The sequence below is a fragment of the Stenotrophomonas sp. CASM110 genome, from assembly GCF_049384345.1.
Lineage (GTDB): Bacteria > Pseudomonadota > Gammaproteobacteria > Xanthomonadales > Xanthomonadaceae > Stenotrophomonas > Stenotrophomonas muris.
Genome location: NZ_JBMRGI010000028.1, coordinates 17,848 through 30,099, shown reverse-complemented (window position 1 = coordinate 30,099; position 12,252 = coordinate 17,848). Strand labels below are relative to the sequence as shown.

Annotated in this window: 10 protein-coding genes; 2 read left to right on the top strand and 8 right to left on the bottom strand. The window is 66.3% G+C overall.

Going from position 1 to position 12,252, the window contains the following annotated elements:
• Positions 1 to 79 precede the first annotated feature (79 nt).
• The 8 genes from VG561_RS19080 to VG561_RS19045 all read right to left on the bottom strand — a co-directional run bounded on the left by VG561_RS19080 (position 80) and on the right by VG561_RS19045 (position 9,415).
• Positions 80 to 568: a hypothetical protein gene (locus VG561_RS19080; protein ID WP_049405514.1), complete on the bottom strand. Its 489-nt coding sequence runs from the start codon at positions 566 to 568 to the stop codon at positions 80 to 82.
• Between the two features lie 31 nt (positions 569 to 599).
• Positions 600 to 1,352: an HAD family hydrolase gene (locus tag VG561_RS19075; RefSeq protein WP_014645722.1), complete on the bottom strand. Its 753-nt coding sequence runs from the start codon at positions 1,350 to 1,352 to the stop codon at positions 600 to 602.
• 95 nt (positions 1,353 to 1,447) lie between these two features.
• Positions 1,448 to 1,858: an EF-hand domain-containing protein gene (locus VG561_RS19070; RefSeq protein ID WP_014035758.1), complete on the bottom strand. Its 411-nt coding sequence runs from the start codon at positions 1,856 to 1,858 to the stop codon at positions 1,448 to 1,450.
• A gap of 232 nt (positions 1,859 to 2,090) precedes the next feature.
• Positions 2,091 to 2,462 (bottom strand): hypothetical protein, encoded by a 372-nt coding sequence (locus VG561_RS19065; protein ID WP_134808452.1) that lies wholly within the window; start codon positions 2,460 to 2,462, stop codon positions 2,091 to 2,093.
• A gap of 209 nt (positions 2,463 to 2,671) precedes the next feature.
• Positions 2,672 to 3,385, bottom strand: a complete 714-nt coding sequence (locus tag VG561_RS19060) for a M15 family metallopeptidase (protein ID WP_049441432.1) — start codon at positions 3,383 to 3,385, stop codon at positions 2,672 to 2,674.
• On the bottom strand, positions 3,318 to 4,904 hold the full coding sequence (locus VG561_RS19055) for a serine hydrolase (protein WP_423179886.1): 1,587 nt from the start codon (positions 4,902 to 4,904) through the stop codon (positions 3,318 to 3,320). Before VG561_RS19055 ends, VG561_RS19060 begins: the two co-directional genes overlap by 68 nt.
• Positions 4,892 to 7,891 (bottom strand): TonB-dependent receptor, encoded by a 3,000-nt coding sequence (locus VG561_RS19050; protein ID WP_164166856.1) that lies wholly within the window; start codon positions 7,889 to 7,891, stop codon positions 4,892 to 4,894. Before VG561_RS19050 ends, VG561_RS19055 begins: the two co-directional genes overlap by 13 nt.
• A gap of 51 nt (positions 7,892 to 7,942) precedes the next feature.
• Positions 7,943 to 9,415 carry a transglutaminase-like domain-containing protein gene (locus VG561_RS19045; protein ID WP_197602888.1) on the bottom strand — a complete coding sequence of 491 codons (1,473 nt, stop codon included), beginning with the start codon at positions 9,413 to 9,415 and terminating at the stop codon, positions 7,943 to 7,945.
• Positions 9,416 to 9,547: 132 nt separating this feature from the next.
• On the opposite strand from VG561_RS19045, the gene VG561_RS19040 reads away from it, so the two are divergent.
• Both VG561_RS19040 and VG561_RS19035 read left to right on the top strand, forming a co-directional pair.
• Positions 9,548 to 10,987 carry an SH3 domain-containing protein gene (locus VG561_RS19040; protein ID WP_134966454.1) on the top strand — a complete coding sequence of 480 codons (1,440 nt, stop codon included), beginning with the start codon at positions 9,548 to 9,550 and terminating at the stop codon, positions 10,985 to 10,987.
• A complete protein-coding gene (locus tag VG561_RS19035; RefSeq protein WP_014645715.1) occupies positions 10,984 to 12,078 on the top strand; it encodes a dipeptide epimerase in 1,095 nt (364 codons plus the stop codon). Before VG561_RS19040 ends, VG561_RS19035 begins: the two co-directional genes overlap by 4 nt.
• Positions 12,079 to 12,252 lie beyond the last annotated feature (174 nt).

Below are 12,252 nucleotides of genomic sequence, written 5' to 3'. Positions count from 1 at the left end.
ACATGGCCGGGTAGTGCCGGCCGCTGGCCGGCAACCTCCTGATGCCTATAAGGGTGCAGTTGCCGGCCAACGGCCGGCACTACCGCTTCAACTGCCGCTTCAGGGTGGCATCCAGGGTGATCGGCCGGTCCCAGTGCTGGTAGCTGGCCACGATGGCATGCCGCACAGCGCGGTAATGCAGGTTGTCCGGCTTGGCCGGCATGCGCTTCACCACCGCTTCCCAGCCGCCCTCCGGGTCCTGGCTGAAGGCGCGAACGCTGTCGCGGCAGGTCTGGCCGCTGGCCTTGGCCCAGAAGCAGGCGAAATAGATATCCCCGGCCTGCCAGCCATGGGTGGTGAACAGCGCATTGATGTAGCCGCGGGGGACATCGGCGTAGCGCGACACTTCATCGAGGAAGGCATCGGGGTAGCGTTCGGCGTAATGGTTGATGTCCTGCAACTGGGCATCGATCCAGCGGTCACCGGTTGCCACCTCATACGCAGCCGAACGCTCGGCGGTCTGCTGGGCCAGCACGGTGGCCGGCGCCAGCAGCAGGGACAACAACAGCGCGCGCAGTCGAACGTTCATACCCCGATTCTGCCGCAGCTGCCGGGCCCTGTCAGGCCGCCGCAGCGGCCTTGGCCTCGATCGCCGCCAGTGCGGCCGGCCAGTCGTGGGCGGTATCGGCGGTGACCATGCGCGGTTCGTCGTCGGCCACGCCGTGCTGGGTCTCATGGGCCCAGGTCACGGCGTACGGGGTATGCACGCCCCAGCCACCCAGGGTCACCACCGGCTCGATGTCCGAGCGCAGCGAGTTGCCGACCATCACGAAGCGCTGCATCGGCAGTTCGAATTCGGCCAGCACGCGGGCGTAGGTTTCCGGGTCCTTCTCGGAAACGATCTCGATGCGCGGGAACAGCTCGGCCAGGTTGGCGACCTTGATCTTCGCTTCCTGGTGGAACAGATCGCCCTTGGTGATCAGCACTACCGGGTAGTGCTCGGCGATGGCCGCCACGGCTTCGCGCACACCGTCGATCAGTTCCACCGGGTGGCGCAGGGTATCGTGGCCGATATCCAGAATGCGCTGGATGTCCTTGGCCTCGATGCGCTGGCCGGTGATGTCGATGGCCGCTTCGATCATCGACAGGGTCATGCTCTTCACGCCGTAGCCGAAGGTGCCCAGGTGGCGCTGCTGAACTTCCAGCAGGTGGCGCGCGGTCTGGGTGTCGTGCACGTCGACATAGCGCGACAGCAGGTCAAGGTAATCCTGCTCGGCCTTGCGGTAGTAGTCCTCGCTCTTCCACAGCGTGTCGTCACCGTCAAAACCGACCAGGCCGATGGCGCGCGACGGCGCAGGCGTGGACGTGTTCATCGGCCAAGGATACAGGGGTGGCGATGACGAGAAAAACCCGGGCGGCCGCAGCCGCCCGGGTCCCCATGCACCGGTCTTCCCGAATCAGGTCTGGATCAGCGGCCCTGCGCCGCGCCGGCACCCGCACCGGCCTGCTGCGCGGCCACGTAGGCCTTGTACTCGTCGGCGCTCAGCTCGCCGTCCTTGTTGGTATCGGCCTGGTCGAACACCTGGGCCAGGCCGGCGTTCACCTGCGCCTCGGTCTTGCTGATGGTGCCGTTGCCATCGGTATCGATGCTGGCCCAGGTCTGGCCACCACCGTTGGCCTGCGCCGAGGCCGCTGCGGCCGCATCGGTCGCCTGGTCAGCCGCCTGCCCGGCCTGTGCTGCCGCCTGCTGGGCCTGCGCCGCTTCATTCTGCGCATGTGCGGCCTGCTGCTTGGCCGACTGGGCCATCGCCGGAATGGCCAGCACGCTGCCAGCGGCGACGATCAGGGCGATCAGGGGCTTGCGGTTGCGAATAGTCATCAGGGGTGTCTCCTGCATATTGGGTGGTGTTGCGCGGCCTGTTGTTTCCGCACGGCACCTACCCTGCCACCGCGTTTCTGAATCGATTTTGGGCCGCGACCGGCCTCCACACGCACGATTAACCACTCGCATCCACGCATGCTTTAGCGCGCTGGTTAGCGAGGAGTGAGCGGCTCATAAGATGCGCATTCAACGCCTCTGCATTTAACCGGCAGGCAACGAAAAACCTGCGTCAGTCGACGGTTTTTTCCAATGACCGCGAACTGAACAACACCCATCCCAAGGCGACACCGGCGAGCGCGCCGGCGATTTCCAGCACGACACGGCTGCCGAGCTCGTTCGGATCGTGGATGGTGGCCAGGAACAGGCGCGCGTACAGCGGCGACTCCAGTCGCACGATGCCCATGTAGAACAGCTTCCACGCATCGATGCCAGCGGAGGCCACCACCGAGATGACGCAGGACCAGCCGATGGCGTGGCCCATCGACCAGTGCAGCAGCCGGCACAGTCGCGACCACAGGAAGTACACCAGCAGGCCGACCAGCAGCGCGATGGCGCCGGCTTCCAGGGTGCCGAGCAGGCCGAAGTGCAGGGGAAGGTTCATCGGGTGGGCAGGGATGAAGAGGCGGCCAGTGTAAGGGATCTGCGCCGGACCCAATCGGCAGCCACAGTGGATCCACGCCATGCGTGGATGAATCTCCATCCAAATCGAATATCTCGACGATTGAACAAGGAGCAGCCGAGCATGGGCTCGGCTCTACAACGGACCACGCGGGAAACTGTCAGAGGCGGGGCGCAGCCCTGCCGATGCCCCTACCGTACCGGGACATCGTACGCGGTGCCGGGATCCGGTTCGGGCTGCAGGGTGTAGTGCCACCACTCCTGCGGATAGTTGACGAAGCCCCGCCGCGCCATCGCGCGCACCAGCTGCTGGCGATTGGCCTGTTGCGCATCGCTCAATCCGCTTGCCTGCGTATGCGCGCGTGGACCGAAGAAATCGAAGTCGGTGGCCATGTCCAGCGGCGTGCATGCACCGCTGCGGCAATCCAGCAGGCCCAGATCAACCGTGGCGCCACGACTATGGCCAGAGCGCTCGGCGATGTAGCCGTCGGCCAGCAACCGTGGTTTGTCCAGGTCCGGGTACTGCTGTGCCTTGCGCGAGCGCTCGCGCGGATCGTTCACCCAGGCCATGAAGGCCTGCACCGAACGCACCGGTCGGTAGCAGTCGTAGAGGCGCAGGCCGAAGCCATCGCCGCGCAGGTCCTGTTCCACCTGTGCCAGCGCCTTCGCCACCGGCGCCAGCAGATAACACGATGGCGCCTCGTAGCCGGGCACGCGCGCACCGGTGAAGTTGTTGGCACCGGCGTAGCGGATGTCCAGGTCGATGCGCGGCGACAACGTGCGGATCTCCACCAGTCCGGCGCTGGCCGCGTCGGCTGCCGGTGAAACGCGCGGTGGCTCAGCGGCGCGGGTGGTCGCCGCCAGCGCAGTCGCCAGTACGAGTGAAATGCAGGTCCTGGAAGTCATAGCTGAAGTCGATGTCCGGGTCGATGGCGCGCAGGTCCAGCGTCGGTGCCGGGGCTTCGCCTGGCTGCAACCACGCCTGCGCCTCGTCGCCCAGCGTATCCCAGCGCAGCAGCCAGCGCCCCTGCAGCTGCAGCACCGTGGCCTGCAGCCGGGGCGACTTGTCCACGCTGAAACGCAGGCCGTCCTTGCCCGGGCAGAGCGAGGCCGTGCCCAGCCACGGATCGCGGTAGCGGCCCTGCCAGCGGGACAGGTCCGTGCGGCTCGTCTCCTGCGCCGCCGCGGTGGATGGCCGCGAATGGCCGGTCGCGGCCCGCGTTGCCTGGTCAGCCTTCAGTTCGGCCAGGTATTCCATCGCCGGACGCGCATCGTCCGCTGCGGTGAAGCGCTTCAGCGCGGCCTGCATCAGGGCCATGCGTGCGTCCTCGCCTTCGCCGTTGATCAGCATCACCACGCCCACCTTCCGGTCAGGCAGCAGCGCCAGCGATGAATACATGCCTGACAGCGTGCCGGTGTGCGCCACTTTCCACTGGCCGTCCATGTCGGACACGCGCCAGCCATAGCCGTAGCCGTAGAAATGCGCATTGTCCCAGCGCCGCTGGCGTTCACCCAGCGGCATCGGCATGTGCAGGGTCCACAGCGTGCGGCGCTGCTCCGTGTCCAGCCAGCCGGACGTCAGGGTGGGATCGAGCAGCACCTGCATCCAGCGCGTCATGTCGCGCAGTGAACAACGGATGCCGCCGGCCGCCATCGACGGCAGGTCCGGGCTGGTTCCACCATCGGCGTTCACCACTTCATTGCGTTCGCCACGCCAGGCATGCGGCTGCGCTACGTTGCCCACGCGTTTCACCGACCACGCCCCCACCTGGCAGCGCATCATGCCCAGTGGTTCGAACACCTGCTCGCGCATCAGCTGGTCATACGGCTTGCCACCCGCTGCCGCCGCCACTTCGCCGGCCACCACATACATCAGGTTGTCGTAGGCGTAGTGACTGCGGAAGCTGCTGACCGGCTTGAGATGCGCCAATCCGGCGATGATGTCGGCACGGGTGAACGCGTTCGGCTCCGGCCACAGCATCAGGTCCCCGGCGCCCAGGCCCAGGCCGCTGTTGTGGATCAGCAGGTCGCGCACCTGCATCTGCTGGCTCACCCACGCATCGTGCATGCGGAAGCCCGGCAGATGCCGCTGTACCGGATCATCCCAGCGCAGCCTGCCCTGCTGCACCAGCCGCGCCAGCAGTGCAGCAGTCATCGCCTTGCTGTTGGAGGCGATCTTGAACAACGTGTCCTCGTCGATGCGGCCGCCATCGCCACGCGCGCCCTCGGCGTGGCGATAGACCACCTGCCCGTTGTCGACCACCGCCATCGCCAGCCCGGGCAGGTGCTCGTGCTGGACGACGGCAGCGACATCGGCATCGAGGGAGGCGGTCGCGGTGGTCTGTGCCAACGCAACCGGGAACACCGCCAGCGCCGCCGCGCAGACGCAGTTTCGAGCCTGCCGTGCGGGCTTCAGTAGGCCCATGTCACGGTCAACTGCGCATAGCGCGGTGACTGGAAGCCGGTGCCGTAGCGGTACAGCGGGTTCGGCGTGCCGATGCTGTCCTGCGGCTCGTAGTCCTGGTCCACGGTCACCACGCGCTGCTGGTTGAGCACGTTGTACACCGCCAGCTTCAGGCGCAGATCGGTGGGAATCGGCACCTTGTACGAGACGCTCACGTCCAGGTCATAGGTCCAGGGTGTGCGGCCATCGCCACCGCGTGGCGAATGCACGAACACGCGCTGGGACGGAACCGTCGCCTGGCAGTTGGACACGCACACGTAGTAGCTGTGGAAGTCGGTGTCGTCGAACGGATTGCCGGCGCCGAAGCGGGTAATCGGGCTGCCCGACTGCACGCCCAGGGTGGCGGCCACGCTCAGGTTCTCGGTCAGCGCGTAGCTGCCTCGGAACTTGAACTGGTGGCGGCGATCATTGGCCAGGTAGCCATAGCCCCCGTAGTTCACCCACGGATTGTCGAAGTTCTCGGTGCGCCCTGCATCGGCGAAGTCGGTATCGGAGTTGACCGGGCCCTCTGCGTTGCCGCGACCGTATGCAAGGGTGTAGGAGGCGTTGAAGCCCCACTTGCCGTCCCACGCGCGGTCGACCTGCAGTTCCAGCGCCTTGTAGTCACGCTTGGGCTTCACCCAGCCGCGCTGGCCGACATAATTGCCGTTGTCGTCATACAGCGCCCAACCTTCCTTCGAGGTGTCGATGCTGATCCAGCCATCGTTGCGGCCGTCGCAGTCGGTGTCACCCCACACGGTGTTGGTGCGCCCCGGGTTGCCCATGATCCACACGCCGTCGATGGCACCACACTGGCCGGTCGCGGTGATGTTCATGTCATCGATGGCATTGTGCAGGCGCCGGTAGGTCACGCTGGCGCCTACCGACCAGGCCTCGTTGATCATCTGCTGGAAGCCCAGGATCGCTTCATCCTGGTAGACCGGGTCCATGTCCCGGTTCACTTCCGCGCGCAGGTCCGGCACGCTGCCGTCGCCCTGCGAGTTGTCCACCGGGCCGATCTGCGCGCCCAGGTTGGGGATGTTGTTGGCTGCGCCGGTGTAGCCGAGGAACTCGTACCAGGTGCGCTCGTCGAGGAAACCACCGGCCTGCTTGATGTTGATGACGTTGGCCACCGGCAGGAAGTATCGGCCCAGGTTGCCGAACACCTTGGTCGTGCCATCGCCGCGCACGTCCCAGGAGAAGCCCAGGCGCGGGGCCAGCATGTCGTCGATCTTGATGTAGCTGCTGCCGTCGCCGCCCTTGTTGTCGAAGGCTTCCAGGCGCAGGCCCATGTTCAGCAGCAGATTCGGCGTCACCTGCCAGTTGTCTTCCAGGTAGTAGGCCGAGTTGATCGTCTCGAAGGCCCCGTCCACTTCATAGCGACGGGTGCGCACGACCACGCCGCTGGCCGGCACCACGCCACCGTTCAGCGAGCTGCCGGGAGTGCGGTAGTAGATGTCGTAGCGGAAGCCGCCCGGGCCCGGATAGGCGCGGCTGTAATCGGAGGTGTTCTCTTCCCGATCCAGGCCGAACCGCAGCAGGTGGTTGCCCAACGTCCATTCGAAGTCCGCGCGCGCGGCCTTGCGCGTGTCCAGCGCCGACTCCAGCTGCGAGCTGCTGGTGCAGCTGCGGTCGCCCTGCAGCGACGGCGGCACGCCCTGGCCGGCCGTGCGGTTGTCGAACACGCGGTTGCAGTTCTGGTCCATCAACGAGCTCTGCACACGGTTGCGCTTGTTCTCGCCGTACATCAGCTTCATGGTCAGGTCGTTGTTGACCTGCCAGCTGTAGGTACCGGACCAGTTCTTGCCACCCACCGTGTTGTAGATCTGGTTGCTGCGCTCGCCCACGGTCTGCCCCGTGGCGTAGTCGTAGGCGTAGACGTCGGTGAGGGTCTTGCTCTTGTCCGAGAAGCCGAACAGCGACAGCATCTGGTTGTCGGTGATCTGCCAATCGATCTTGCCGCCCCAGAACGGATCATCGGCCTTGCCCTGGCTCAGGCGCGTGCCGGCATCATTGGTCGAGGTGGGACGGTAGTCGCGCGCCTCGTACATGCCGAAGAAGAACAGGCGGTCCTGCACCAGCGCACCGGAAGCGAACACATTCAGCGCGCTGCGGCTGTAGTCGTCGCGGCTGGCGGTGATGTAGCGGCTGCCGCTGCCGTCGTAGCGGTCGCGTGCCTGCGACTGCCACGCGCGCGGCTCGAACACCAGTTCGGCACCGGCCTTGAAATCGTTGCTGCCCGAGCGGGTCACCGCATTGATGACGCCGCCGGTGCTGCGTCCGAACTCCACCGAGTAGCCGCCCGTCTTGACCTGGAATTCCTGGTAGAACGAGAACGGCACCGACGAGAAGCCGACCCGGTTGTAGAAGTCGGTGACGTTCAGGCCATTGATGTAGACGGTGTTCTCGGCCACCGACGAACCGCCGAAGGAAATGCCCTGCCCGCCCAGCGACCCCTTGCCCTTCACCGCGCCCGGCGCGAGCAGCGCCACCGCGGTGATGTCACGGTCCACTGGCAGGCGCGACAGCTCCTCGCGGGTGATGTTGGTGGCCGACTCGGTGGACTTCACATCCACCATCGACACCACCTGCGGCGCCCGCACTTCGACCGTGCCCAGGGTACTGACCGCACCCAGCGGCACGTTCACCGTGGTCGCGCTGCCGAGACTGACCGTCACCTGGCCGACACGGCTGGCGCCTCCACCCGGCAGGCTCACCTCCATCTCATAGGTGCCGACCGGCAGCAGCGGAATGCGGTAGCTGCCGTTGGCTTCGGCCTGCACGGAGCGCACGAAGCCCGTTGCCGGGTTGCGTACGGTCACCGTGGCACCGGCCGGTACCTGGCCGGCATCGCTGACCAGCCGGCCGACCACTGAACCATCCTGTGCGAATGCGCTGGGCGCGATCACGCCCAGACACGCCCCGAGAGCGACGCACAACGCCGCCCGCTTGATGCTGTAAGCCTTCATCCCCTGCTCTCTCCTGCAAGAATTGAATGGTGTGGAATGCGATGTGTCGCGCTAGCGTTGCCTGGCTGGCAGTACCCGCCACTGGAAGTCGTAGCTCCATTGGTCGAAGTACAGGTTGCCGCCTGCCCACTCGGCCTCGCCGCGCTGCGAGTCGACCGTTTCCGAGCGGAAGTGCTGCTTGGCCGGCACGAAGGGCTGGCCGAAATCATCGTTGAAGGCGATGCGGTAGCCATCGAGGCCACCCAGGTAGAAGTTGCGCAGGGCCGGCACATCGCTGGCCAGTGCGCCGGTGGTCACGTCCATCGGCAGCCAGCCATACGGCGCCAGGTAGACCTGTCCCCAGTCATGCAGGTTGTTGTAGCCACTGCCATCGTCGGAGAACACCATGCCCGACTGCCAGCGCGCGGGAATGCCATTCAGGCGCAGCAGCGCGATCAGCAGCAGGGTCTGCTGCCCGCAATCGGCATGGCCGGAACGCAGCGCGTAATCGCTGATGTTGCTGAGCGTGGAATATTCGCGCGCACCGGCCCAGGGAATACGGTCGACCGCAGCAAACAGCTTGCGCACCACTTCATATGGGCGCGTCTCGCCCTGCAGCACCTGGTCGGAGAACAGCTTCAACGCAGGGGTGAAGCGCACATGCGGCAGCTGCTCGGCCAGATACGGCTTCAACGCCGTATCGGCCGGGGTCGGTTGCACCACGGCCGGGTCGATCGCGGTGTGCCGGGCGAAGATCGTGACCGCGTAGCGGATCTCGAAGCGGGTCGGCTGCCCGGCCACCGCTTTGGCCTCCAGATAGGCCGTGCGTTGCAAGGTGCTGGCCGGTGCCACCCGCGCCTTGCCTGGGCTGCTGCCCAGCCACTGCACCTGCTCCTGCTGGCCGGGGATCTCGCGTGGGTACGGAATCCAGGCACGCACGGTTTCGCCGGCCGGCACGGCATCGGCCTTCACCGTGAGCGATTGGGTGAATTCGATACGCTGCGGCAGCACCGACGCCCGGCCACTCTGTTCGGCCGCGGCGACCACGCGCGTGTGGTGCGCGTTGAGCACTTCGTTGGGCCCTGGAGGCGGCATCGGTGCATCCGCACGGCGGCGTGCGCGTGCTTCGTCGCTGAGCAGGAACAGGTTCGACGGTGCGCGCTTGAAGTACCAACGCTCGCCATCGATATCGAGATGCTCGATCAGGCCAAGCTGGTCCCAGCGCGCGAATTCCTCGTCGGTCAGGTCGGGAATCCAGCGGCGCACGGCAGACTTGGCGGCGGTTTCGTCGAGGGAAAGATCCAGGCGGATGCGGCGCATGCGCTCACGCTGGAACGCGCCTTCGGCAGCATCGCTCCCTGTCGCCAGCAACGCATCGGCGTCGCTGAAGCGGCCGCCGTCGATCAGGTCGATCACCTGCGCCTGGCGCGCACGCTGCTGGCTGCTGCGCCCGTCTGCCGCCTGCGTGACCGACACCCACAGCAGCAGCGCGGCACACAGGCCGGCAGCAGCAGGCAGACGCGGTTTGCGAATGGCAGGATCCACAGCGACACTTCCCCAGCGCGGGTGGTAACGGCTGTGTAACACGGGCCGGGATGCCGGTCAATAATTTATTCTTGCTTTCGATGCCGAAAGGAATAAATATTCCACAAGGCATTCGAGGAGGGTGTGCACCGCATGAGCCTGGCTTCCCGCGAACGGCACCGGCATTGGCCGCGCCGCTTGACCCTGGCCCTGTGCCTGCTGGCCGCACCGGCCTTTGCACAGGCCGCCCCGGCGCCCGATCCCGGCGCACCGCTGCCCTATGTGATCGGCCTGCACGAGGCCTACCTGACGCCGCAGTACTGGGCGGCGCGTCTGGACAACGCCGATGCGCCGATCCTGGATCGCGCGCAGATCGAGGCGCAGAACGCACGGATGCGGGCGCAGGACAGCCATATCCGCGACATCGCGGCGCTGCCAGCCCAGCTTGATGCGGCGACGGTGCGTGCCAGCATCACCGCGCTGTCGAGCTGGCCCACGCGCACCCTCTACAGCGACAAGGGCACGCCCATCGCGCCGGCCCTGCGCAGCGCGATCGAAGCCAACCTCGGCCTTGATGCAATCCCCGCCCAGGTGGCACCGGCCTACGGGCTGGTGGTGAAGCGTGCCGCACTGCGCACCTTCCCCACCCGCGAGCGCGTCTTCAGCACCGTCGGTGACACCGACATCGACCGCTTCCAGGAATCGGCACTGTTCCCCGGCGACAAGGTCGCCGTGGTCCACCGCAGTGCCGACGGCCGCTGGCTGTTCGTGCACAGCGAGCGCTACAGCGCGTGGATCGAAGCCGACGCCATCGCCAGCGGCGACAAGGCCACGGTGCTCGGCTACGGCGCGAAGGGACCCTACCGGATCATCACCGGTGCCACCGCGCAGACCGCCTACACCCCGGAAGAACCGCGTGTCTCGCGCCTGCAGCTGGACATGGGCGTGCGCCTGCCGGTGCTGGCCGACTGGCCCGCGTCAGAACCGGTGAACGGCCAGCAGGCGCACGCATCGTGGGTGGTGCAGCTGCCGGTACGCGAGGCAGATGGTCGCCTGAAACTGGTACCGGCCCTGCTGCCGCGCTCGCAGGACACCGCCGCCGACTACCTGGCCCTGACCCCGCGCCTGTTGCTGCAGCAGGCCTTCAAGTTCCTCGGCGAGCGCTACGGTTGGGGCCACGACTACGACACCCGCGACTGCAGCGGTTTCGTCTCCGAGATCTACCGCAGCTTCGGCGTGCTGCTGCCACGCAATACCAGTGCACAGGCGGTCAGCCCGGCGCTGGATCGCCTGCCGTTCACCGGCAAGGACGGCAAGGCACTGCGCGACCGTGCCGTCACCGACCTGAAGGTCGGCGATCTGGTCTACATCCCCGGCCACGTGATGATGGCCATCGGCCACGTCGACGGTCGTACGTGGGTGATCCACGATACGGCGGGCGGCAGCTGGTTCGGTGCCGACGGCACGCGCGTGCAGGCCCATCTCAATGGTGTTTCGGTCACGCCGCTGGAGCCGATGATGGCCAGCGATACCGTCCGCTACATCGACCGCATCACCAACATCCAGCGCCTGCGGGCCAAGACTCCTGAATGAAGATCACCGCCATCGAACTGGGCATGCTGCGCGTGCCGTTGAAGACACCGTTCAAGACCGCCCTGCGCACGGTGGAAACCGTGGAAGACGTGGTGGTGCTGATCCGCACCGACACCGGCAACACCGGCTATGGTGAAGCCCCGGCCACCGCCGTGATCACCGGCGATACGCACGGCTCGATCATCGAAGCGATCCGCCACTTCATCGCCCCGCGCCTGATCGGCCAGGACGTGGTCAACCTCAACCACCTGTGCACGCTGGTGCAGACCGCGATGGAGCGCAACACCAGCGCCAAGGCGGCGGTGGAGATCGCGCTGTACGACCTGTGGGCGCAGCTGCACGGCGCCCCGCTGTACCAGATGCTCGGTGGCGGCGACCCGGTGATCACCACCGACATCACCATCAGCGTGGACTACATCGACAAGATGGTGGCCGACTCGCTGTCGGCAATCGAACGCGGCTTCGAGTCGCTGAAGATCAAGGTCGGCAAGGACATCGGCCTGGACATCGAACGGGTCAAGGCGATCCATGCCGCCGTGGAAGGCCGCGCCCTGCTGCGCCTGGACGCCAACCAGGGCTGGACCGCCAAGCAGGCGGTGCATGCGATGCGTACCCTGGAAGACGCCGGCGTGGTGCTTGAACTGCTGGAGCAGCCGGTGAAAGCGGCCGACATCAGCGGCCTGAAGTACGTCACCGACCGCGTCAACACGCCGGTGATGGCCGACGAAAGCGTGTTCAGCCCGAGCCAGGTGATGGACCTGATCCAGCAGCGCGCGGCCGACATCATCAACATCAAGCTGATGAAGACCGGCGGCCTGTCCAACGCGATCCGCATCGCCGACATTGCCGGCATCTACGGCGTGCCGTGCATGATCGGCTGCATGATCGAATCGAGCATCAGCGTGGCCGCCGCCGTGCACCTGGCCGTGGCCAAGAGCGATGTGATCACCAAGGTCGATCTGGACGGCCCCTCGCTGGGCCAGTTCGATCCGGTCAGCGGCGGCGTGCATTTCAACGAATCGGAGATCAGCATCAGCGACGTGCCGGGGCTGGGCATCACCGAAGTGCGCGGGCTGGAGATGCTGGGTTGATTTCTGCCTTGCGGCTGACGTTGCGTGCCACTGACGTTGGGTCGCGCGTTACTTTTCTTTTCGCGAAAAGAAAAGTAACCAAAAGAAACGCTCCGCCGGCCGCGAGCCGGTGCTACGCACCGGTTCCCTGCGCTCCTCGGCCCGTCGAGGGACGGCGCGGGAACTCGCTGCGCT